The following is a 22,987-nucleotide window of genomic DNA, read 5'->3' as shown; positions in this document are numbered from 1 at the left end:
ACGCTCCGAAAGATTGCGGCTACAGCTACACCAAAGTAGAGATAATAAATTTTATTTCCCGTTGTATGAGCTGCCTCACCGATCTCGTAAAATTACCGCAGGTACAAGTCGAATGTAGATTAGCTCTCCTGCAAGCTCCACCATCGTCTGTGTCACAATAACAGCCGCAGCTATGGTTGCCCATTCTGGCGGGAGTGCCAGCGCAAGTGGCAGAACGACCAGCGAATTCCGTGTGGCTGAACTGAAAATCAACGCCCGCCCGGCGCCTGGATTCAATCCAAACCAAGTAGCAATAAGCCGAGATATCCAAGGCATAATGATTAGGAAAGCAACATAGATCGGGATCACGTTTACGATGATCGCCATATCATTGTAGACTTTGCCAATCTGGGAAGCGACAACCACGATCAGCGTAAGTGCCATCATCGGAACCGGGAGCCATGCCGTTGCATTCAAGACCCGCTCCCCGCTCACTTTACCTCTTGAGAGAACCTGTGTAACGACAGCAAGCAACAGTGGAATAACGATCAGGAACAGAAAAGCCTCCACGAACGGCCCTATCTGCATGACCTGCGCCACCTTAGCACCCATCAAAAGCCATAAGTAAAACGGCAACAAGATCATTTGTATAACAAATAAAAGGGGTGTTGCGGCCAGCATCAGTTTCTCATTGCCCCTGCCGAGCTGTGTGAACACAATGACGTAATCAATACAGGGTGTTAACAGTACCAGATAGACTCCGATCAGAACGCCTGGTGATTGTGGAAAGACCAGTGTAAGCAACCATACGACTACAGGTACAACGATAAAATTCGCCACCAGTAACGCGCACATAAATCGAAGATTCGACCAAGACTCTTTTAACTGTAAAAAGGGAATCTGTACAAACATGCTGTATAACAGAACGGCAAGAACCGGGGACACGGTGTAGTGTAAACCATTTCCCCATACCGGATTACTCAGCCCTATCGCTGCTCCTAAGAACAGTGCAACTGCATAGAACCAGGTTTGCTGTTTCTCCATCGTTTCTCTTGTGAGCATTCTCTTTCTCCTCTTCTAGTGGAACATCGTGGGCATGGACATATTTCTGCTTCGTTTCGCGTACATTGGGACAGAGTACCGTTCCAACATAGCGACTGAGCACAAGGATCTGAAAGATCAACTTGTGAATTTTTTGCGGCTGTTATTAGAATGTGCAAGAACTGGGTATATTCATTGTAGACTGACCCGTGGTTCATTCATTCGTTAAACCAAGGAGGAAACACAATGTCACGTAACAATCCGTACAAGTGGTTAAACGCCATTGGTTTTATCGCTGTAATTATCGTGAACTACCTCTCCAACGCTCTGCCTATCGGAGGCAAGACCAATAAAGAAGTATCGGATATGTATCCTGTGCTACTCACACCTTCTGGCTATGCCTTCGCTATATGGGGTTTGATCTACTTGCTGCTGGCAGGGTTTGTGATCTATCAGTTCGTACCTGCTTCCTGGAAAAGGGACTCCATCACCCGTCTCGGGTATTGGTTCCTGGCAAGCTGTGCCTTTAACGTAGCCTGGATTTTTGCTTTTCAAAACTTGCAGACCGGTCTCGCTTTACTGATTATTGTACTCCTACTGTTGTCTCTGATCGTGTTGTATGTAAAAACACGTACCATTACCGTTCCGACCACTGCTGAGATCTGGCTTGTGAAGCTGCCTTTCAGCATCTATCTGGGATGGGTTAGCGTGGCAACGATCGTCAATACAGCTGTATTGTTATATAAAATCGGCTGGGATGGTTTTGGTCTCAGCGAACCAACCTGGACGATCATTATGCTGATTGTCGGTATGGTGCTAGCAGTACTCGTTAGTTTCCGTTATCGCGATAGCATATACCCACTTGTATTCACATGGGCGTATATCGCCATTGCACTTAAACAAAAGGATGTCACTTCCGTATATTATACGGCAATCATCATTGCGATCGTACTGGCAATATACGCAATTTGGCTGTTCTTCGCCCGTAATCAGGATCGCGATTGAGCGACTTCCATCCTAACGCAAAAACATAAAGCAAAAAGCCGATTCTGGTCATTTGACCTGAAATCGGCTTTTTATGTATAACGCAGTGAATGAAGGTTGTCCTATTTCAGGGCAATAACTTCAATCTCCACCAGTGCATCTTTTGGCAAACGAGCAACTTCCACAGCACTGCGTGCAGGATACGGCTGTTGGAAGAACGTGCTATACACTTCATTCACAGGAACGAAGTCGTTCATGTCTTTCAGGAACACCGTCGTTTTAACGATTTTATCCATACTTGTGCCTGCTGCTTCAAGGATAGCCTTCACATTGCTCAAAGACAGACGTGTCTGCTCTTGTACATCTGCACCGAATTCTCCCGTTTGAGGATCCAGGCCAAGCTGTCCGGAAGTGTAGATGAAATCGCCTGCATCAACGGCTTGACTGTATGGACCAATGGCGCCTGGCGCCTGATCGGTAGAGATTGGTTTTTTCATGGACGAGTTCTCCTTCATGTTCGTTATCCTGCTGCCGCATGGAGTCAGGGTTCGAACTCATTTTTGTTGCCTATTATACCACGATCTGCCTCAAGCGAGAAACGCTCCTCACTAGCCACATGAAGTAAACAGCTCGTTCAAAGGTTTCTTAGCCCCCGTCCACACCAAGGACATGAATGACTTCATTGGAATACACATGGTTTCCCTTGGCTTGCACCAGCGCAATATTGGTCATGGCCTGTGCAATGGTTGCGGCGTGGACCGCCCGGTATTTGTCCGCTCTGCCTTTCATCCAGCGATCCAGAAACTTCATGGCATAGGCAGCCATCTGCTCACCGAACCGCTTCTCGTTTCGATCTCCCAGAATTAAGGAAGGACGGAAGATATGCAGTGACGGAAAACCGATATCGGACAATGCATCCTCCATTTCCCCTTTGGTCCGACTGTAAAAGACCCGGGAACCTGCACTCGCTCCCATGGAGGAGATCACCAGCATCTGTACTACACCATGTTGCTTTGCAATCGTGGCTGCACGAACCGGGTAATGATAATCCACCTGACGGAAATTGTCCTGACTGCCTGCTTTTTTGATCGTTGTCCCCAAACAACAGTACAGGTCATCGATTCCATCAAATAAGTGGTCTTGCCTCTCCAGCTGTTCCCAGTCCACCACATGCTGTTCCAGTTTGGGATGTTGCAGCTCAAGCGGACGTCTAACCAGAACGCGAACCAAGCTGTATGCCGGGTGCTCCAGCAGATGATGAACCAGTAATTCGCCTACAAGCCCCGTGGCTCCAATCACCATGGCTTTCCGTTCGAGACGATTCAATTACATCCCTCCACTTCGCCATCGTTATATTAAGTTATGTGATATCATTTCTATTTTAACAGTACACGACGTCCAAGGGTAAATGTCAGAATCAGCATCACGACACCAACCCCCACCTGAAATCCATAGGCTGAGATCCAGGCGAGCGCATCGGACCAGGTTTCCATTTTTTCGTACAACCAGCCACCCAACAACGGCCCAAGAAACGAAGTTACTCCGGTCAGAGCGGAATACACCGCGACAAACATCGGTCTTTCACTTTTGGGTGTGTCTCCAATGGTAAAGTTAAATGCCAGCTGGTTGAATCCACCTACACCGATCCCAAGGAAGATATGAGATAGAAATAGTGCGATCAATACGGGCATGAACGACATTAAACCCCACGACAAACAGGAGAGTGCAATGACTGGCAATGTCCAAAATAGCAGGGTTTTGTTGCTGAATCTGGCATTCAGATTGCCCCAGACATAAAAACCGGCCATCATAACCAGTGTCTGGACTACCGTTATCAGGGATACAGTCTGATAATTGATGTTCAATAAATCGAGCATAACATAGGAATAGAGCGGAACAATCAAGGTCTGGATCAATAACCAGACAGCAAGGAACAGCGTTGCTTTCAGAAAAGAACGATCCTGGAACGGCTTGATGAACATGCGCCAGAAAACCTTTTCGGTAGAACGTTCAAAGGGAACGTCCGGATAGAAAAAGTAGATAACTGTATTGGCAATAGCACAGATCCACACCGGAATAAACAGGATCAGAAAGCCCATTTCTCCAGGGTAACGGTCCAAAACAATACCGCCTGCAAATAAGCATACGCTTCCAAGAGCATTCAGAATCGTATTTCGAATTCCAAAATAACGCCCTCTCACCTTAGCAGGTACGATATCGCCAATCAGTGAAGTCCAGATCATACCGCCGATGGTATTTGATATAAAAGCAACCGTATACACGCCAATATATACGCTTACCCACCACTCTTTGGGGAATATGAACGGGATCAGTCCCGTTGCACTCCACAAGATACGATGTGTGCCCACGAACAGCAGCAGCATGCGTTTACGGCTGCGAATACGCTGCATCCAATAAGCTGCTCCGATCTGGGCAATGTTCACAAACGTCGTAATCGCGAGCACAAAGCCGATATGTCTCGACCCGGCCCCAAGGTACAGCAGAAATCCGGTTAAAAATGGGCCTCCCAGCAAGGTCTGTAAAATAATTGCCGGTACACCCTCCCATGTTGCAATCGATAAATTCGTGCGTTGTGTCGAACCCTTGCGCCGTGGTTTGCTTGTTAACGGGGGAGGATTAACGTTGACCGTCTTCTGTATGGGGATACACTCCTTAGACCGGGTCTCAAAAGCCGGTCGATGCTAGTTGTCATCCCAAATTCTACTCACGGCGCGAAGCTTGTCAACTCATTTTTTCACGGTCCAACGGGAGATAGAGATAGAAGGTGCTTCCTTTACCTTCAGTGCTCTCAAGTTCAATCGATCCCCCCAGTAATCTCGCTAAATCCCGACTGATCGACAGGCCTAGTCCGGTACCGCCAAATTTTCGACTAATCGACCCGTCAGCCTGCTGAAATGCTTCAAATATGGAATGATGCTTGTCCTCAGAAATCCCAATACCTGTATCCTGAACGGAGAAAATAAGCCATCGATTCTGAATACCTGCATTCTTAATCTGCTTGGTGCTTACGGTCAGCGTGACCTTCCCCCGGTGAGTGAACTTGATGGCATTGGACATCAGATTCCGCAAAATCTGTTGAACCCGCTGGGGATCAGACCAGAGCGTCTCGGGCAGTCCCTGTTTTTTGTCCAGAACCAACTGAATACCTTTTTTCTCAGCAACGAGCTGAAAGTGGCTCATGGCATCTTCTGTAAGTTGTGCGACACTGATATCCTCCAGTACAATATCCAGCCGCCCCGCTTCTACTTTGGAAAGATCCAGAATATCGTTAATGAGCGTGAGCAGTTCCTGCCCGGAGTGGTCGATCATATTGGCAAAACGTACAATATCCTCCTGATCCATCGTGTCAGCATTCTCGCTGATCATCTGGGCAAAGTTAATAACACTATTGAGCGGTGTACGCAGTTCATGGGACATAGTGGCGAGAAATTCGGATTTGTACTGTGAGGCAATCATCAATTGTTTCGCTCGATCCTCCAGTACAATCTGGGCTTTCTGTAACTCTTCCTTCTGCACAGATAAAAGCCGGTTTGTACTTTGGATCAGCAAAATTCGATTCTGTTCATTCTGAAAATCACGTAATATAAACGCAAACATAAGACTTAACAAGATACCTGCAGGAAGCGTGTAAGGCATAATATGGGAGAAAAAGTATGTAGCCGGGATGACGCCAAAAATAGCAATGCCTACACTATTGACCACATTGACGATTAGTACAACAAGGAAGCCTTTTGTGATCAGTCTGAAGTTGCTGCGTCTTATCCATATATTTAAACCCGCACATATTACACCGAGTAAAGTCATATTAATTACCGCTGCCACCGTAGCATCCGTGATACCAAAGGTTAACCTGGATAAACCTATCCCTACACCCACAATAATTACACTATAGGGTTGTCTGTACGTCAGAACGGCAACAATTAAAGGAACATAACGAAGGTCAAAGACTACTTCATCCGTGAGTTGAAATCCAAAAACCGTACTGATCCAGCCCGCAAAGATAAGGACAAGTACTGAACCGATCTGCTTCATTCGGGAAGAGGCACGTATGACGATATATTTATAGAACACACTGGCAAGATAGGCAATCGTTATAAGCATCCCCATATTCAATACGAACATTTTCAAAAATTGCATTCACTCACTCCTGTTGTCCCGACTTTACTGGTCAAATTACCTTCGTCCGTATATGTTTCTATCATATCATGCCCATTGAAACTTCTGCATTCCTTCTTCGTCAAAAAAATACACAAAAATACACAAATCAGGATTCAATTTGTGCGCTGGTCGTAGTAGAATATATTGTTGTTTAAATTTGAATTAGTTATTTGCTGGGGTCATGCTCCTAGGGAGCATGAATGAAAGGAGAAAGATGTTGTGCAATTGTTAAAAAGCAAATCCTATTGGCTGTCATTGAGTTTGATGCTGTCTTTGGCCGTCATGGGGCTGTTCTATGATATTCTTAACAGTCCGGAACGCGGGTTCGCAGTGCTTGATTCGCCGCTCGACCGGATCATTCCCTACGTGCCTGGCATGTCCATTCCATATTTGGGCTGGTACCCGTTTGTATTCGGTGTGCTCGCTTACCTGTGTGCCAAGGATCGCCTGACGTATTACCGTGTCTTGTTATCCATGAATATCTGTGTCTGGATATGTTATCTGATCTACTTCAACTTTCAGACCATGGTACCGCGCCCGGAACTGACGGGTACAGGCCTGGGAGCATCTGTTCTCGGATGGCTCTATAGCCAGGATCGTCCTTATAATTGTTTTCCAAGTATTCATTCTCTTCACTCTTATCTGGTTATGCGTGCCGTTCTCTCGGTTCCAAGCATCCGCAAACCCATCAAGATTTTGGTGGCCGCCGGGGCAGCAACTATTATCGTATCCACGCTAATGATCAAACAACATGTGATCTATGACGCCTTGGGTGCAGTCATACTCGGCGAGTGTGTTCTCACCATCATAACAGGCCTCGCTCTTCACCGGAGACGCAGAAAAGAATCGAAGTGGACAGAGGGGATCAACTGATCCCTCACTTCGATGGTTTCTGAAGATGTTGTTGTCGTCTCCATTCATCAATAAACAAACCTGCAAAATAGGGGTCCCATTGGGTCCCTTTTCCTTCTTCCAAAATCGTTAGCGCTTTCTCGTGACTCATCCCATTCCGATAGGGTCGATCAGACGTCATGGCATCAAAGGCATCCGCTACCGCAATGATGCGGCCAAAAAGGGGAATATCATCACCAGCCATCCCATCCGGGTATCCTTTGCCATCATATCTCTCATGGTGAGATCGTACACCTGGCAGAAAATCGGCCATGGCATCAATAGGCTCTATCTGTAACAAAATACTCTCTCCCTGCACGGGATGTGTACGAATAATCGCGAATTCCTCATCGCTTAGTTTTCCATCCTTCAGCAGTACCTCATCAGGTATGCCAATTTTCCCGATATCATGAAGCAAGGCTGATTTGTACAATAAATCCGCCTGTTCCTCATTCATTCCGCTCAGCTTGCCAATCATCAGCGAATACTCTGCCACACGCATGGAATGTCCTGCCGTGTACTTATCTCGGGCGTCTAAAGCAGCAGCCAGCGTAGAAAAATAACTTTGCAACAGCTGTCGATTGCGTTCCTGTCTCATCTCCAGCCGATTAATCATCATATTAAAACCGGAGATCAGTGCCGAAAACTCATCCGCATATAAATCCGGAGCTCGTCTGCCAAGGTCTCCCCCCTGAATTCGGTTCATCTCATGCGTCAGTTCAGCGACTGGATCACGAACATCACGAATCAACAGCCAGCTTCCCACCAGCGCAAACCCCGCGCCCAGAACAACGATGAGAATTCCCCACAGTATGTACTCTTTCGCAAATTCACTGTCTATATACTGAAGTCTGATATATGTAGCCAGGAAAAATAGAAATAGAGGAAATAAGCCAATCAGTGCCGTACTTAGTTGAAATTTACGCTGGATCGATACCAGGATGCGACCTCCCAGTGAAGGTTCCATCCCATATTGGACTTTGCCTCGATGTCGAATCTCAAGTAACAGGGGTCTAATCGCCCGCACCGTTAGGTAATACTCAATCAGTGCATGCATGATGGCAATCAGAAAGGCGCATGCGGCGGCCACAACAATATACAAGTAAGGGAATTCAAGCCACCCTGTGGATATCATCCATATTGTTAATCCGGCTGCTGGGAGTGAAAAACCAAGCATGTGCGGACCCATGATCCGATATATGGTCTGTCCTGGGAAACGATGAATTTTCTCATACATGTGGTTTAATTCTTCTCTCTCATGATGCTCGGAAGTGAAAAACTGTCTTATGGGGCCAAGCTGTACCCACAGCGTAATTAATTCTGCAACCAGCATGAACAAGAGTGAAATCAGTACAATGAAGATGAGCCGAACAAATTGAATATTGGGTATTTGCAGAGTAGATACCATAACTACTGTACCGACAACAAAAACAGCTGCCAGTGAACCGATCAGATAATTGCGTATCAGGCGAAAGATAAATGAACGGTATGCTTCCAACTGAACCCCTCACTCTCTATGTGCAACCAGTTCTCCCTTGAGACACAGGGAGATTAAGGGTATTGCTTTCTATTTGTTTATCGGTTGCTCCGACTAAAAAAATTAATAAAATCCAATGGGTCGGCGCCAGAACTGGAAAACACAAAAAGGCTGCTCCACGACGGAGCAGCCTTTGGTGATCTATCCTATATTTATCCTTTAATCTTGGCAGCCAGAATCATTGTACCGCGCGGCTCATCTCCCATTGCATCCGGTTCAAGCGTGATGGCAACCGTATCATAGTCGTTGGCCGAATCCAATGTGTAATATACCGCTCCCGTTCCGTCACGACTAAGGAAAGTACCCGCATTCTGAGGGGTATCTCCTTTGATCAACCAGACCTGAAAAGCCTCGTTGCCTTCCAGGTTCGGCAGATTCTCAGCTTGCACAACCAGGTGAGTGCCTTTGCTGTCAATAACGATGGTTGCGAGACCCTGAGCTACAATGTCCTGCGTTGCAGGATTCAGCTTCACTGCCTCGCCAGTCTGCATGCCCTGTGCGGGCTTCAGAGCTGATGCCAGCTGCTCCTGCAGCTGCACATTCTGTGCCTGTGCCTGCACGAGCTGCTCTTGCGTAGCCGACGAGCCCGCTGCTTGCTGCGTCAGCGAGTCGATCTGGCTCTGCAGTTGCGCCGTGTACACGCCCAGCAACAGTGCCGCGGCCGCAAGGCCGGCACTGGCTATGCGCCAAGCGCTGCTGCTGCGCGCACGCGCGCGCGCTTGTGGCTGCCATGGCTGTGCCTGGGCAGCCTCTTCCACCCGGGCTGCAGGCACCGCCGTTACCGGCGGCAGGCCTGGCCCGGGCTGCGCCGCACGTTTGTGCTGCGGCGCAAGATCCTCCTGAAGCACCACGGGTGCTTCAGGCTCAGCAGGAGCAGCTGCCGGCTTCGCCTCGGTGCTCTCCTGCACATGTCCGAGCACGTTGCCCAGCACACGTGCTCGCATACCTGGCGGCGGTGCCACAGGTTCCGCCGCAAGTGGCAGGAAGCCAGTCACTTCCTGCAATTCCTTCACCTCCTGGCGACAAGGTTCGCAAGTTGCCATATGCGCTTCAAACGCCGCCACTTCCTCTGCTTCCAGTCCGCCCAGCACATACATCGGTGCCAGATCAGACCACTCCTCATGTCGTTCTATCATGGATGTATGCCCTCCCTTCCCGCGTCCGGATGCAATTCAGCATCGGCCAGCAACTTTTGGAGCTGTCGCATGGCAAGCCTGACACGGCTCTTTACTGTACCCAGCGGAATCCCGAATCGGCTGGATACTTCCTGCTGGGTTAATCCCGCATAATAAATCGATTCTATAACTTGCTGCTGATCACCATTCAGTTGGGACAACGCCTCTTTAATACGGGTGCCTTCCAATTTACGCTGCACTTCTTCTTCCGTATTCGTATGCTCATCGGCATAGGCCGCCAGTGTCTCGTGTTCAACTGAAGTAGCCGCTGCCCCTTTCGATTTCCGCCTCAGCATGTCCACTGCTATGTTGCGCGTAATCGCAAACATCCATGTGGTCAGCTTCCCCTGTGAGGCATCGTATCGTTCAGCATTATTCCAGACCCGCATAAAAAGTTCCTGAACAGTCTCTTCTGCCGTCATGGGATCACCAACGATCCGATAGGCAAAAGAATACACCGCTCGCTCATAACGGTCATATAAAAGCTCCAGTGCGGAGGAATCACGTTCCGCAATCTGCCGCATTAACCTGCTGTCCTCCATCGATTCAGTCATGCGAGGGCCCCTTTCTGTTTCTTCCCTCTTATTATAACCTACGCAGAATCTTTTGAAGAGGATTACCTCAATTGAGAAATAGATTGAAAAAATTCTGTATATTTTCAGACGAGCATTTCAGCTTCTGACTTGAAAGACCACCAGAAAAACATGTTTTTCTGTTCGCCCTTTCCTTTTTATTGCAATAAATTACAGCCTGTGGTATACTATAAGAGTTGTATCAAACAACCTCATATGATTTCTGTCTTCTTTAAACCCCGGAATATTTTCTTCATGCTGCGACCGCAGCGAACTATAAGCACAATTAACCTATGAAGATTGAAGAACCTGAATCACAATAACCCGGTAGTACAGAGTTTCACAAGATGTTCCCATTCACACTGGCGCGGTCATCGGAGCCGCAAGGACAAAAGAGAGGTAGGGCTTTTGTTGTTTTGGATATCACTTATTCTTGAGAAGATTGAAAACATACACAAAGCACCCGGAATTGGGTTCCGGGTGTTTATCCATGTCTACATACACATTTCAGCATCCTCCACAGACTATCGGACTAACCAGATCTCTGCTTTTAAAATTTTCCATTCTCCCACTGACTGCACCCCTCGATACTTACTTCCTTACTTCTCTAATTGTGCAAATAACCCCGGCCTCTAAAGCAAATGTTTACGCTCACCAGATGCTAACGAATCCTGCACACCTTATATTAAGGATTTCTATGCTATGTAAAATCTAACGAATCTCAGCCACGTTAATCCATGTCACTTCATGAATATAGGCTCCAAACATGCCCAGATTCAGATAATAAGACGTCTACGATTCGTTAAACTTGTGAAATGGCGAAAATGCATGGAATAGCGTCAGTGGGGTTCGTTAAAGAAAGTAATCCCAACGCTCCTTCACTTCTAATAAAAAAGGGACAGCGCAGGATGAAACCCTACGCTGTCCCTTTCTGAATCATAGGTACGTTATGCCCCAACATGGAACTCAAACTCGGAGTTTATTTGGAGCACCTATCGCAACGATCCACGATCAGCAAAGTCTCCTTGCACTCACAAATACTTAGATAAACATCGTTTTGGAGATGATGACCAGCAATATGAACAGTACAAGGATCGTACCCATGGAACCCCAGCTTCCGCCGCCATGACCATAGGATACTCCACAACCCTGTTGATAACCGTGCATCATTGGAGCCTGATTGGCATGGTGTCCGTATCCATAGCCATATCCCATTGGCATTGTTCCACAACCATATCCATACCCATGCATTTCATGACCTGTGTATTGGTATCCTTGCATATGCTCATAACCTCCCATATGTCCGTATACGTGTCCCTGTCCGTTCGGTGAATTCGGTTTTACTTCGCTCATTGTTCATTCCTCCTTAACATTTGCCTACACCCCTAAGCTATGTATTCAGCCTACCTCTGGACCGGGCTATCGCCCTCATTTTGACAAAATGGGCGTTTAGCCATGAGGTACCTTCCCCATTTTCGAAACATACTCCGCCCTTCCATTTCTTGAATTCCACCAATTCTTCTGTTTAACTACAAGCTATCTTAGCTTCCTGGCTCTCCACCAGCTTGTCCTCTAAAAAAAAAACCCCACCGGTTGCCCGGCAGAGCTCGCCATATTATACCCAGAAAGATTTAGTGATGATTACGAGAAGAATGAACAGAACCAGGATTGCTCCAGTCGATGTCCAGCCGCCGTATCCTACGCCTTCAACTACGTTGCTCATGCAGAACCCTCCTTTACAAATATATTAGGGTCCAAGCGGTTTATTAGATCAAGAATGCTTTAGAGATGATGACCAACAAGATAAAGAGAACCAAGATCGCGCCAGTCGATGTCCATGCGCCGCCGTATCCACCTACTACTCCACTCATGTAAACCCCTCCTTTGATTTGAGGTACAGTTCACTATATGCACCAATCACACATGGGACCGGGCTCAGATCGAAAATGGGCTGTTTTTTTCCACCGACTATTCCTTAATTTCACCTACACAAAGGGTTAGTTCTTAAGTCCGCATGTTATGTTCATATATGTTTAATTCATAAATAAATCCCACGGTTATATCAACCAAATGTATGTACTATCGCTCAAAATGGATACCCACACGGTATATTATTAGCTTTTAACTTGTTAAATACAGATAAATTACCTTTTTAGTAATTATGAATACTGAAATCTTTATTTATGTTATTATTTTACTAATAAAGTAGAAAGGAGTTTCCATGCTCACCACCTAAACTAGATTATCCCAAACGAAATGATGACCTTAGAAAAAATCCCAACCGATGGGAAGCACATGAGGAGAAATTAGACATAATGAAGAAACTTATTACGATTTTGGCATTAGCCACATTACTTAGTGCTTGTGGTAATTCAGAAACAAACACAACAACCAATAGCCAAACGTCCGAAGCATCCAAGGCAACTGAAACTGTCTCAACAGAAGCAAAAGCTACGAAATACACTACATATAGTGGAGAAGGATTTTCTTTTGCATATCCTGAATCCTGGAAAAGCGTAGATACAAGTCAAATGAATGCTCCATCCATTAAAGCTGCTTTTTCAGACCAATCTTCCTCAGCCACATTTGCAGATAATATGAATCTGACGATTGAGACCAGCTCAACCGGTTCAATTAATCCTGAAGAATACGCTAATAATATAGTGGATTATTACACACAAAGCGGTTCAAGCATCGGCATTTCCGATTATAAAAAAACCAGCTACACAAACAAGCCTTATAAAGAATATAGCGCTGGTGTCTTGGAAGGAGCCTATAAGCATTCCTCGGGTACAGATGTTATCCTTGTGCAGTATCTGATTCCGACCAATACAGAACTCTATACCATGACGTTAACTTACGCCAAGGATACTTATAATCAGGATGAGATCAAAGATATCCTTGATTCCCTAAGCATTACTGCTTCTCTGGAGCAAACAGCACCAACTGCAACGACTGGAAATTCATCTGTTACGGCATCAGCTGCGGATTTCTTTAATGAGTTAACTCCGTACATTACAGAAGACACAGCCTTTATGGAGCAGGCATCTTATGATTTCTTTGGTAAACATAACGATGTATTCCCGGCCATTACGGCAGAACTAAGCAAAAAGGTACAGGGGCTCGTTGACTCCAACGTAACGACCCGTCATCTGAATAAAAATGTAGCCAACTATTACAATACTTTCGTACAAATTAACGGGGAAGTCATTTCCGTTGAAGAAGATAGCTCTCTCGGAGCAACTTTCTCTGTCGTTCATGTCATGGATGAGAACGGAAATGATATTATAGCGTTATATCCTGCAACGACCGGAGATTTGCTTGACGGTGATTATGCCTCGGTGATCGGTGCTCCAATTACCAACTTCTCTTTTGAAAATGTTGGCGGTGGTTACACCAACGCCACGTTGATTGGAGCCTCATTGGTAGTTGCAGATTAATTAAAATGTTAAATGAGTATACAAAAAGACCAGCTTAATGAACGTTAAGCTGGTCTTTTTGTCTTTCTGTTTATAAATGTCAGAAATTCACGTTAACTACACAGACAGACACAATCTAACCTTTAATTAATGATGATTTATAACATACCAAATAACCGTATATACGGATGTTTATACTAAACCATTAATTAGGCCTTGCCTGAAGTGACGTCAGTTTATCCTGAACCGATTGTAACTTCTGTATACTTGAGGCATCCGGTTTATCACGACGGTCGTCAATTTTGACGGATGTGGAAACACGCTGAGCTCCTGACAAAAACGGTGCTTCATGCAGAGCCGCAATTGCTGTAAAGATCTCGTTAAGCGGTCCCTCAATAATGGTGCTCATGGAAGTTAACTGATATGTAATGCCCCGTTGATGTTCCAATACCTTTTGCATGTCCGCCACATAACTGCTTAGACTAGTTGTACCCGTTCCGATTGGAATTACAGTCACTTCTGCTATTGCCATTTTGCTCCGCCTCCTCTGGGCCCCGTGAACAACCGCTGCCGCTAATTTTAGTCGATTTTTGACTATTTTTATTCTACCAGTTGAATGCGTTACAATTCAAACTGACGTGATGACGTCATTCAAATTGTTCAAAATTTTTTTTTGATAAATCTTCAAATCTTCCAGTCCTTTTCCTTTGCGGATTCCTGGCTTAAATGGTATACTCGGAATTACGTTTTACTGTATCGGCCCACTTTACAAACACAATATGTTGGGTTACAGTATGTTGACAGCTACAAAATGTAGTAACACTAGATTTCTCCGCTTCTATTAGTCACCTTCTGCATTCTCGCGAAAAACAGGATGAAATCACCTCCAAAGGCACGTCCCTGTAGGTGTAAATCGCTTTCTCGAAACAGAGTTGACATGGAGGTTAACGGGGCTGTTTGGACTGCATCCGGTATCCTCAAACTACAGGCACATCTGCAATAGACCAAAGCTTACATAAGCACCTTTTTCTGTCTATATCCAGAACTTCTAAGACAGTAAGAAAGCCAGAGCATCCATGGGCATTTTCAGCCGCGAGGCGGGAGAATGCTTTTTATATGAGCATGTTCTGCATTGTGCTGTTTTGTGCTCCTCAAGTTGAGCGATTTAAGACATGAACTTGTCACCGCCGTTGCAGTCTGCCAAAAGCAACCTTTACCTTTTTCTCACCGTAAGACAACACTCAATTCTTTATATAAAGAATTTCTCCAATTTATCTCTTTAACATGCGAAAGCGAGGAATATTCATGCCACAAGTTGTGACCAAGCCGAACAACCGCCAGCTTGCCTTTGATGAGATGCGTATCTCGGTATATGCCGACCGTAATCTGGAAGGACTGGAGACACTGGACAAGGAACGTCTCGTACGTGGGGTAAACAGCAAACTCCGTCGTGACGAAGTTACCGGGGACGAAATCAGCAACGCTTTTATCATGAGTGCACTGGAACTGGTAACAAAGGAAGAGCCCGACTGGAAATTTTCAGCAGCACGCGCCCTGCTCACTTCCTTGTACAAAAAAGCGGCTACCAACCGCAGATACAAGTCTTACCCGGACGAGCCTTATGGCGCATTCCATCCTCTTCTTGTAGATCTCGTGAAGAAAGGTATCTACCGCGAAGAATTGCTGGAATGTTACACCAAAGAACAGATCGACGAACTTGCTGAGTGCATTGACTACCGCAACGATCTGCTCTTCGATTACATCGGCTTGCTCACACTGGCAGAACGTTACCTTGCTCACGATTTTGATGGAAAAGTAATGGAATTGCCGCAAGAGCGTTATATGGTTATCGCCATGTTCCTAATGCACCAAGAGCCTGCCGAGAAACGTATGGATCTCGTAAAGGAAGCATATTGGGCAATGAGCAACATGTACATGACTGCAGCTACTCCTACGATGTCCAATGCAGGTAAAAAAGTAGCCGGTCAACTTTCAAGTTGCTTCATTGATACGGTGGACGACTCACTCGAAGGTATCTTCGATTCCAACACGGATGTAGCTCGTCTGAGCAAAATGGGTGGCGGCATCGGCGTTTACCTCGGCAAAGTCAGAGCTCGTGGTTCGGATATCCGTGGTCACCAAAATACAAGTTCCGGTGTAATCCCTTGGATTCGCCAACTAAACAATACAGCGGTCAGCGTAGACCAGCTCGGTACGCGTAAAGGTGCCATTGCCGTCTACCTGGACGTTTTCCACAAAGACATTCTGGCCTTCCTCGATCTGAAGCTGAACAACGGTGACGAGCGTATGCGTGCGCATGACGTATTCCACGGCATCTGTCTGCCTGACTTGTTCATGGAGCGGGTATCCACTCGCGGCGAGTGGAGCCTGTTCTGTCCTCACGAAACAAAGAAAGTGATGGGCTGGAAGGACGAGAATGGTCGTGCACTCGGACTGGAAGATTTCTATGATGAGTCCTTTGGCGAAGGTGCGTTCCGTGATAAATACGAAGAAGCAGTGAATCACCCACTGCTGTCCCGGATTACAGTACAGGCGATTGACATCATGAAGCGTGTACTTAAATCCCAACTGGAGACAGGTACGCCATACATGTTCTACCGGGATACGGTTAACCGCTCAAATCCTAACCGTGCACACGGTATGGTATACTCCTCCAACCTGTGTACCGAAATTATGCAGAACCAGTCTGCCACTGTGATTGAAAAGGAAGAACTCGTAACCAAGGATGGACAAACTCGCATTGTGATTTCCAAAGTGCCTGGCGACTTTGTTGTCTGCAACCTGAACTCCATCCATCTGGCACGTGCTATACCTCATAATGTATTGGAGCGTCTCGTTCCAATTCAGGTGCGCATGCTGGACAACGTTATCGACATTAACAACATTGAAGTGTTGCAAGCCCAATATACCAACAGCCAATATCGCGCAGTCGGTCTGGGAACGTTTGGACTTCACCACCTGCTTGCTCTCGAAGGCATTCATTGGGAGTCTGACGAAGCGGTAGCATATAACGACAATCTGTATGAAAAAATTAACTACCTGCTCGTGAAATCCAGTATGGAGCTGTCCAAAGAAAAAGGACATTATCCGAAATTCAAAGGTTCCGATTGGGAAAGTGGTCATTACTTCGACCAACGCGAGTACACATCAGGTGAGCGCGCAGGCGAGTTCGTGACAACCGAACAGTGGAAAGAACTGCAAGCCGAAGTACGACAAAACGGTGTACGTAATGCCTGGTTGTTCGCCATTGCACCTAATGGTTCCACGTCCATCATTGCCGGCTCAACGGCTAGTATTGATCCGCTCTATGAGCTGTTATCTTATGAAGAGAAAACAACTTACAAAATTGCCAACCCGGCTCCGGATCTGTCCGAAAAAACAAGCCCTTATTACCAAACGGCGTTCCAGGTGGATCAACATGCTTCCATTAATATGGCGGCTGCCCGTCAGCGCCACGTCGATCAGGGACAAAGTTTCAACTTCTACGTTCGACCAGATATTAAAGCAACAGAATTCTTGGAATTGCATCTGCACGCCTGGAGAGCCGGCATGAAATCAACTTATTATGTTCGTAGCCGGGCATTAACGATTGAAGAATCTTGATTTTTGCGCAAGTTACGTTTTATGTATGACAGAGAAGATTTATTAGATTCAAGGTGACCACCAGGGCATCCTGTTTTGATTGCAAAATGGCGTTGCCCTGGTTCTTTTTTGCCTAAAACACGATCACAGCATCGCAAGATGTTGATATAGATGCCACATTATACAATCCTAATATATATAAAAGAATTAATGATTACACGATAACGAAGAGGACAGAACAAAGCTGAAGAAGCGAAGCTAAAAGCTTTCTGTAAGAAAGCTACTTCGGAAGCATACACATCGCCTTTATCACCGGATTTTCCCCCTTGAAAGAGGATCAAAAAAATCAGGGGATAACAGTGATCGGAAGGTTGTTCTGTCATCGTAGTTATACAGTGTAAATTCATTCAAGGAGTGAACGGAACAATGCAAGTACAGAAAATTTTCAATACCGAAGCCCCTAACCAATCAACCCGTATTATTGAAGGTGAATGCTCCGGTATCCTGAACTGGAACGACATTCGCATGCCACATATGTACAAATTGTACAAAGTACTGCTACTTAACCACTGGATCGCAGACGAGATTCCCATGTCCAAAGATGCTTCCCAGTTTGCCCAATTAGACGAGGAAGAGCAACGTACGTTTAAAATCAACATCTCTCTGCTCGCGGTACTTGATTCCATGCAGACGATGTTTGTGGGTGACGTAAAACGTTACTTTACCGATTCTTCACTCGAAGCGATCTCGGCCATTATCGGACAACAGGAAGTTGTTCATAACCAATCATACTCCTACGTCCTGTCTTCCATCGTATCGGATCGGGAGCAAAAGGAAATTTTCGAATACTGGAAACATGATCCAGTCCTTCTTGACCGTAACCGTTTCATCGCAGACATCTACCAAACATTCCGGGACGAGCCGTCTCCACAGACGTTCTTCCAGGCTATGGTAGCCGATCTCGTACTCGAAGGTATCTTCTTCTATAGTACGTTTGCCTTCTTCTACAACCTGGCCCGTGACCAGAAAATGATGGCAACCAGCCAGATGATCTCGTATATCCAACGGGATGAAAACCAACACTGTTACTTCTTCGCCGAAGTGTACAAACAGTTGCTGGTAGACTTCCCTGAACTGAACACACCTGAGAACATGGACTACGTATACAAAACAATCCATCGTGCTGTTGAGCTTGAAACCAACTGGGCTCATTACACACTCAGCAACGTGCGTGGTATTGACCTGAACGAGTTGGAAGATTATATCAAGTACATCGCCAACAAACGTCTGCGTCTGATGGGTATGGAAAAAGCGTATGAAGGTGTGGACGTAAACTGCATGCCTTGGATCAAACCATTCTCTGATGAAGCATTAAATGCAACCAAAACAGACTTCTTCGAAGCTAAATCCCGTAACTACGGTAAAGTTGGCGACGATAACGGATTTGACGATTTGTAAACCCAGCTAATTGCATTCTTCAATCATTCATAATGATCACATTAAAGCACTCCTTGTTCGTAGAAAGCCATCGTGGTTGTCTACAAGCGGGAGTGTTTTTTTACCTCTGAACCTTGTAAAATAGTTGGAAGAGATTCTCATCCCCTACTGAAGTGAGGCCTAATCATGGAAAAAGAACTGCTGGAACAAATCAACTTGTGGCATGAGCAGGACCAATTCAGTCTCATTATTGAACGTATTGAACGAATCCCCGTCTCAGAGCGGGATTATGATCTGATTGGTCAACTCGCCAGAGCCTATAACAATGACGCACGTTACCGCGAAGCCATTCAACAACTGTTGTCTGTCGAGGAGCAAGGGGTAAACGACCCGCTGTGGCATTATCGCATAGGGTACGCGTACTGTTATATCGCCGACTATGAACAAGCACTATTGGCGTTTGAGAGAGCTAACGAACTTCAGCCCCATGATGAATCAACCCTTGAATTCCTAAGTCAGATTCGACCTTTTACCGAGAAGATGCGACGGGATCGACAACGCCATGAAGAACAAGTGACAGCATGGGAGCAGCATGGCACGTTGAACCATCTTCGTGCTGCTTCAGGAACGTACGATCCAGTGACATTCTGGAAGCAGAGTAATTATGCACGGGATAACCATGTGTCGGCCCCCTTTGACGAAGACATGATTGTATCTCTTGAACACGAATTTGGTTACAAGCTCCCTGCCTCCTATATTCAGCTTATGCATACCCAAAATGGTGGAATCCCTGCACGAACGGTGTTCCCAACCGAAGAAGCAACCTCCTGGGCTGTGGACCATATTGAGATTTCAAGTATTTTGGGGATCGGCCGGGACAAGATGTATTCCCTTGGAGGAGAGTTTGGGAGTCGGTTCATGATCGAAGATTGGGGATACCCTGACCTGGGGATTGTGATCTGTGATTGTCCATCCGCTGGCCATGATGTCGTTATGCTGGATTATCGTTTCTGTGGTCCTGAAGGCGAACCCTGTGTCGTTCATGTGGATCAGGAAAATGATTATGAGATTACATATCTTGCGCCGAATTTTGAAGCTTTCATCCGTGGATTGGTCGATGAGGATTGGTATGACCTGTCTGACGAAGAGAATGAGGACTAAACTTCAGGAGGATCTGGCCATATGACAACCCGTATCTATTTTGGTTCCAATCAACTTGGCGAAGTGGCTGCCATTTCATTGCAGGACGCGCTGAATGAACTTGAACTGGGAACCCTTGAAGACTATCAACGAACGGATAAAGGGGTTATGGGGCAGACCTTGCTCATTCGAACTTCCCGTGGAGAGTATATTCTGAAAGGCAATCCTTTATATGCAGGACAGTTACAGGAAGAAAAGTTCTTTGTAGAACAACTGGCGAAACATACGTCCATTCCTGTCCCTGACCCCTATTTATTACAGGAAGATACCGAACTTCTGGGCTGGAGTTATGCCATCATGCCGCGCCTGCCCGGGAATCACCTGTATGATCCGGTATTCCAGGCTTCACTGTCACAGCAGGATCAGGAAGAGATCGCCTGTATGCTTGCTCATACTTTGGCTGAGCTGCACCGCTGGAAGGTGCCTGACGCCGGGGAATATGATCCTGTAGCGCAGCAGATTGTTTCCTTTGCAGGCGATTATCTGGACTGGTTGTACGGAACCATTCGCCACTGGTTACATGACGCGGAGCAATACTCGGTGATTACGGATGAAGATGTTCGGTGGGTGGACGATCAATTCAAGAATGCTGAACCGGCATTTCGTTCCAAAGCTGTTCCGAGTTTTGTCATGGGAGACTTCAAGGTCGAGAATATTCTGATTCAACATGTGGGCGACCGTTCTTCTGGGTGGCAGATTAGTGGCCTGTTTGATTTTACAACCGCCTATTTCGGAGACGGCACAGCCGACCTAACCAAAATATCCACCAGGTATGTTCGTGAGGGTCAACCAGAGCTGGCTGCACAGTTCCTTCGCTGCTACCGGGATCTGATCTGTGCAGCAGATGAGGAGAAGTGCCAACACTTCCGCACACGTCTCAGCATGCATCTGCTCTATCAACGTATCTTGTGGTGGGGGGAAGCCAAAGCGACAGGACAAGTGACGTGGGCAGCCGACCTGCCTTTTGCACAGTGGGCGCAGCAGTCCATTAATTCGATTGTCGCATTGCTAGATTAGTAGAATGTATCGTTCCATATATGTCGCCCAACATACGGGCGCACGTATAAAACCGCCAGAGATCATCCTTGATCTTTGGCGGTTTTCCTCATCTCAATATATTTAAGTCAACGATGGAATCTCTCAACTTAGGCTTGTGCAACGGGTGACTCCTGATGTTTCTGCAAAAACTCCAGCATCCGGCGATACACGAGAATCTCATTTGTCTTTCTGGAGAAGCCATGGCCCTCATCGTCCAGAACGATATATTCCACATCAAGTCCCTTCGACTGGAGCGCAGCCACGATCTGATCGGATTCGGCCTTCACGACCCTTGGATCATTGGCCCCCTGAATGACCAGCATTGGGTTAACCATCTGATCGAGATACGTAATCGGTGAATCCTTGGTTAAGCGTTCGCGGTCACGGACCGGATCACCCAGCCAGTTATCCATCATCGGCTTCCAGTCTTCCGGTACGGATTCCAGGAATGTGAACAGGTTACTTGGCCCAAAAATATCAACCGCAGCCCGGAACAGCTCCGGATGGCGCCCTGCCAATAACAGGGTCATGTATCCCCCATAACTTCCACCTACCACAAACAACCGCTCTGGCGAGGTAATTCCCTGATCAAACAGCCAGTTGATCCCGGCAACGCAGTCCAGTCTTGGCCCTTCGCCCCAATCTCTCTCAACCAATTTAACGAATTCCGCACCATATCCGGTACTGCCACGGAAATTCGGTGCAAAGATATGATAGCCCTGAGCGAGCATCATCTGGAACATCGGCCGGAAGAACTTCGCTTCCGAGGCTTGCGGCCCTCCATGTGGCCAAAAAACCGTATAACCATTGGCCTGCTCCGGCTTTGCTTTGAACAAGAGCGCTTCGATCTCCAGTCCGTCGTAGGAGTTATACCGAATAACGTCAGGGTACACGAGATCACTTGGGTGCAGTCCGGTTACCCGATTGGCAGTCAGCGGCTTCCAGGACTCAGCACCTGCCATTTTGCGATAAATGTTATGCGGCTGGATTGCTCCACGTCCGAGGATATACACATTACCAGCCTTGGTAACGTTGACCTGCTCTATCGTATCCAGCGGCATCTCTACGCGCCGAGGCTCGGCGGCATTTTTGCCCAATACGTACATACGATTTTCCGGTCCTGTAAGTGTCCAGAAATATAAGGTCTGGGAAGCCTTATGCCAGCGGATAAACTCTACGTCTTCCCCTTCGATTTGGCACACTAGACGGAATTCACGGGTATCGATGCGATATTCAGCCACATAGGAATATGCCGAGTCGTCATTGGTAATGAACAGAAGGCGATTATCATCTGCAAAAATCAAATCGGATACCTGACTATGACGTTCTGAGGCAGGCAGAATTACCATTTCTTCATCGTTACGATACAGATGCGCCGTCTGATACGTATTCGAGTACATTTTGAGAATGACATAACTCTTCTCGTCAGGACTTACGGCAACCAGGCTGCTCGTAACCTCTTCTCCACTGTATAACAGTTCATCTTCACCTGTCTCCAGATCGATGCGGCGTGAATTCAGATAATTCGGATTACCCGCGCTGGTGACATAATAGAGACGCTGTCCATCCTCGGACAACTCAGCGAAATAACAGCGATCATTCGGTTCTGCCGGAACCACAGGCAGTGGAACACCACCCTCGGGTGGGAGTGTATACAGATGATAGTTCTCATCTCCATCCCGATCAAACGCGGTAAGCAGATGACGTCCTTGCGGGTCTGCCTTGATAAATTGACTGCTCTGATTCAAGTATGTTAAAGGATACGGGTATCCTCCAGGCAAATCCATCGCCCAAATATTCGGCTGACCGTTCAGATTGCTGTCCATGAACAAACGTTTCTCGTCTGCCGATACGGCAAAATGCGAAATGCGGTACGTCTGAAAATATTGCTCGACATCCGGTTTAGGGAACTGAATCATGACAAACCTCCTT

The 22,987-nt window shown here is 46.6% G+C and carries 20 protein-coding genes; 7 read left to right on the top strand and 13 right to left on the bottom strand.

What is annotated here, in order from left to right; all coding sequences use genetic code 11:
* Positions 1-75: 75 nt before the first annotated feature.
* Positions 76-1,041, bottom strand: a complete 966-nt coding sequence (locus ACETMN_RS02995) for an arsenic resistance protein (RefSeq protein WP_091018602.1) — start codon at positions 1,039-1,041, stop codon at positions 76-78.
* 225 nt (positions 1,042-1,266) lie between these two features.
* Between ACETMN_RS02995 and ACETMN_RS02990 the strand changes: the two genes are divergently transcribed.
* A complete protein-coding gene (locus tag ACETMN_RS02990; protein WP_091018600.1) occupies positions 1,267-2,025 on the top strand; it encodes a tryptophan-rich sensory protein in 759 nt (252 codons plus the stop codon).
* Between the two features lie 101 nt (positions 2,026-2,126).
* On the opposite strand, the gene ACETMN_RS02985 is transcribed toward ACETMN_RS02990, so the two are convergent.
* The 4 genes from ACETMN_RS02985 to ACETMN_RS02970 all read right to left on the bottom strand — a co-directional run bounded on the left by ACETMN_RS02985 (position 2,127) and on the right by ACETMN_RS02970 (position 6,162).
* The gene (locus ACETMN_RS02985; RefSeq protein ID WP_091018598.1) at positions 2,127-2,501 is read right to left on the bottom strand and encodes a RidA family protein; all 375 of its coding nucleotides are present in this window, start codon (positions 2,499-2,501) and stop codon (positions 2,127-2,129) included.
* 148 nt (positions 2,502-2,649) lie between these two features.
* Positions 2,650-3,306 (bottom strand): oxidoreductase, encoded by a 657-nt coding sequence (locus ACETMN_RS02980; RefSeq protein WP_091018668.1) that lies wholly within the window; start codon positions 3,304-3,306, stop codon positions 2,650-2,652.
* Between the two features lie 74 nt (positions 3,307-3,380).
* Entirely contained in the window at positions 3,381-4,538 is a 1,158-nt protein-coding gene (locus ACETMN_RS02975) for an MFS transporter (RefSeq protein WP_197997917.1), read from the bottom strand.
* A gap of 208 nt (positions 4,539-4,746) precedes the next feature.
* Positions 4,747-6,162 carry a sensor histidine kinase gene (locus ACETMN_RS02970; protein WP_091018595.1) on the bottom strand — a complete coding sequence of 472 codons (1,416 nt, stop codon included), beginning with the start codon at positions 6,160-6,162 and terminating at the stop codon, positions 4,747-4,749.
* 240 nt (positions 6,163-6,402) lie between these two features.
* On the opposite strand from ACETMN_RS02970, the gene ACETMN_RS02965 reads away from it, so the two are divergent.
* A complete protein-coding gene (locus tag ACETMN_RS02965; protein WP_091018593.1) occupies positions 6,403-7,056 on the top strand; it encodes a phosphatase PAP2 family protein in 654 nt (217 codons plus the stop codon).
* 4 nt (positions 7,057-7,060) lie between these two features.
* Here ACETMN_RS02965 and ACETMN_RS02960 read toward each other — a convergent pair whose 3' ends face one another.
* The 6 genes from ACETMN_RS02960 to ACETMN_RS02935 all read right to left on the bottom strand — a co-directional run bounded on the left by ACETMN_RS02960 (position 7,061) and on the right by ACETMN_RS02935 (position 12,229).
* Positions 7,061-8,572, bottom strand: a complete 1,512-nt coding sequence (locus ACETMN_RS02960) for an HD domain-containing phosphohydrolase (protein WP_091018592.1) — start codon at positions 8,570-8,572, stop codon at positions 7,061-7,063.
* Between the two features lie 191 nt (positions 8,573-8,763).
* Positions 8,764-9,747: an anti-sigma factor gene (locus ACETMN_RS02955; protein WP_091018590.1), complete on the bottom strand. Its 984-nt coding sequence runs from the start codon at positions 9,745-9,747 to the stop codon at positions 8,764-8,766.
* Entirely contained in the window at positions 9,744-10,340 is a 597-nt protein-coding gene (locus tag ACETMN_RS02950) for an RNA polymerase sigma factor (protein WP_091018589.1), read from the bottom strand. Before ACETMN_RS02950 ends, ACETMN_RS02955 begins: the two co-directional genes overlap by 4 nt.
* A gap of 1,059 nt (positions 10,341-11,399) precedes the next feature.
* Positions 11,400-11,711 carry a hypothetical protein gene (locus ACETMN_RS02945; RefSeq protein ID WP_017690878.1) on the bottom strand — a complete coding sequence of 104 codons (312 nt, stop codon included), beginning with the start codon at positions 11,709-11,711 and terminating at the stop codon, positions 11,400-11,402.
* 262 nt (positions 11,712-11,973) lie between these two features.
* The gene (locus tag ACETMN_RS02940; protein WP_017690879.1) at positions 11,974-12,081 is read right to left on the bottom strand and encodes a hypothetical protein; all 108 of its coding nucleotides are present in this window, start codon (positions 12,079-12,081) and stop codon (positions 11,974-11,976) included.
* A 43-nt stretch (positions 12,082-12,124) separates the two neighbouring features.
* Positions 12,125-12,229, bottom strand: a complete 105-nt coding sequence (locus ACETMN_RS02935; protein WP_017690880.1) for a hypothetical protein — start codon at positions 12,227-12,229, stop codon at positions 12,125-12,127.
* Between the two features lie 444 nt (positions 12,230-12,673).
* On the opposite strand from ACETMN_RS02935, the gene ACETMN_RS02930 reads away from it, so the two are divergent.
* A complete protein-coding gene (locus tag ACETMN_RS02930; protein WP_091018587.1) occupies positions 12,674-13,798 on the top strand; it encodes a PsbP-related protein in 1,125 nt (374 codons plus the stop codon).
* A gap of 184 nt (positions 13,799-13,982) precedes the next feature.
* Here ACETMN_RS02930 and ACETMN_RS02925 read toward each other — a convergent pair whose 3' ends face one another.
* Positions 13,983-14,309: an MTH1187 family thiamine-binding protein gene (locus ACETMN_RS02925; protein ID WP_017690882.1), complete on the bottom strand. Its 327-nt coding sequence runs from the start codon at positions 14,307-14,309 to the stop codon at positions 13,983-13,985.
* Between the two features lie 773 nt (positions 14,310-15,082).
* Between ACETMN_RS02925 and ACETMN_RS02920 the strand changes: the two genes are divergently transcribed.
* The 4 genes from ACETMN_RS02920 (at position 15,083) to ACETMN_RS02905 (ending at position 21,034) form a co-directional block, all read left to right on the top strand.
* Complete coding sequence (locus ACETMN_RS02920) at positions 15,083-17,401, top strand: ribonucleoside-diphosphate reductase subunit alpha (RefSeq protein ID WP_091018585.1); 2,319 nt, start codon at positions 15,083-15,085, stop codon at positions 17,399-17,401.
* Positions 17,402-17,806: 405 nt separating this feature from the next.
* The gene (locus ACETMN_RS02915; protein WP_091018583.1) at positions 17,807-18,838 is read left to right on the top strand and encodes a ribonucleotide-diphosphate reductase subunit beta; all 1,032 of its coding nucleotides are present in this window, start codon (positions 17,807-17,809) and stop codon (positions 18,836-18,838) included.
* Positions 18,839-19,003: 165 nt separating this feature from the next.
* On the top strand, positions 19,004-19,978 hold the full coding sequence (locus ACETMN_RS02910) for an SMI1/KNR4 family protein (protein ID WP_091018581.1): 975 nt from the start codon (positions 19,004-19,006) through the stop codon (positions 19,976-19,978).
* 21 nt (positions 19,979-19,999) lie between these two features.
* Positions 20,000-21,034, top strand: coding sequence for a phosphotransferase family protein (locus ACETMN_RS02905; protein ID WP_091018579.1), 1,035 nt, complete (start codon positions 20,000-20,002; stop codon positions 21,032-21,034).
* Positions 21,035-21,162: 128 nt separating this feature from the next.
* Here the strand turns inward: ACETMN_RS02905 and ACETMN_RS02900 are convergent, their stop codons facing one another.
* Positions 21,163-22,974: a S9 family peptidase gene (locus tag ACETMN_RS02900; RefSeq protein ID WP_091018577.1), complete on the bottom strand. Its 1,812-nt coding sequence runs from the start codon at positions 22,972-22,974 to the stop codon at positions 21,163-21,165.
* Positions 22,975-22,987: the final 13 nt, after the last annotated feature.

The sequence above is a fragment of the Paenibacillus sp. M2 genome (genome assembly GCF_046713495.1).
In the GTDB taxonomy this organism is placed as follows: domain Bacteria; phylum Bacillota; class Bacilli; order Paenibacillales; family Paenibacillaceae; genus Paenibacillus; species Paenibacillus amylolyticus_B.
Note: the sequence above shows the minus strand (reverse complement) of the source record. Positions and strands in the feature narration are given on the sequence as shown.

Excerpts from the sequence above, each read along its gene's own strand:
- ACETMN_RS02995 (WP_091018602.1), bottom strand. The coding sequence starts at position 1,041 with ATGCTCACAAGAGAAACGATGGAGAAACAGCAAACCTGGTTCTATGCA.
- ACETMN_RS02900 (WP_091018577.1), bottom strand. The coding sequence starts at position 22,974 with ATGATTCAGTTCCCTAAACCGGATGTCGAGCAATATTTTCAGACGTAC.
- ACETMN_RS02930 (WP_091018587.1), top strand. The coding sequence starts at position 12,674 with ATGAAGAAACTTATTACGATTTTGGCATTAGCCACATTACTTAGTGCT.
- ACETMN_RS02925 (WP_017690882.1), bottom strand. The coding sequence starts at position 14,309 with ATGGCAATAGCAGAAGTGACTGTAATTCCAATCGGAACGGGTACAACT.
- ACETMN_RS02950 (WP_091018589.1), bottom strand. The coding sequence starts at position 10,340 with ATGACTGAATCGATGGAGGACAGCAGGTTAATGCGGCAGATTGCGGAA.
- ACETMN_RS02935 (WP_017690880.1), bottom strand. The coding sequence starts at position 12,229 with ATGAGTGGAGTAGTAGGTGGATACGGCGGCGCATGGACATCGACTGGC.
- ACETMN_RS02910 (WP_091018581.1), top strand. The coding sequence starts at position 19,004 with ATGGAAAAAGAACTGCTGGAACAAATCAACTTGTGGCATGAGCAGGAC.
- ACETMN_RS02905 (WP_091018579.1), top strand. The coding sequence starts at position 20,000 with ATGACAACCCGTATCTATTTTGGTTCCAATCAACTTGGCGAAGTGGCT.
- ACETMN_RS02990 (WP_091018600.1), top strand. The coding sequence starts at position 1,267 with ATGTCACGTAACAATCCGTACAAGTGGTTAAACGCCATTGGTTTTATC.
- ACETMN_RS02915 (WP_091018583.1), top strand. The coding sequence starts at position 17,807 with ATGCAAGTACAGAAAATTTTCAATACCGAAGCCCCTAACCAATCAACC.
- ACETMN_RS02920 (WP_091018585.1), top strand. The coding sequence starts at position 15,083 with ATGCCACAAGTTGTGACCAAGCCGAACAACCGCCAGCTTGCCTTTGAT.
- ACETMN_RS02985 (WP_091018598.1), bottom strand. The coding sequence starts at position 2,501 with ATGAAAAAACCAATCTCTACCGATCAGGCGCCAGGCGCCATTGGTCCA.
- ACETMN_RS02980 (WP_091018668.1), bottom strand. The coding sequence starts at position 3,306 with ATGGTGATTGGAGCCACGGGGCTTGTAGGCGAATTACTGGTTCATCAT.
- ACETMN_RS02955 (WP_091018590.1), bottom strand. The coding sequence starts at position 9,747 with ATGATAGAACGACATGAGGAGTGGTCTGATCTGGCACCGATGTATGTG.
- ACETMN_RS02970 (WP_091018595.1), bottom strand. The coding sequence starts at position 6,162 with ATGCAATTTTTGAAAATGTTCGTATTGAATATGGGGATGCTTATAACG.
- ACETMN_RS02945 (WP_017690878.1), bottom strand. The coding sequence starts at position 11,711 with ATGAGCGAAGTAAAACCGAATTCACCGAACGGACAGGGACACGTATAC.
- ACETMN_RS02940 (WP_017690879.1), bottom strand. The coding sequence starts at position 12,081 with ATGAGCAACGTAGTTGAAGGCGTAGGATACGGCGGCTGGACATCGACT.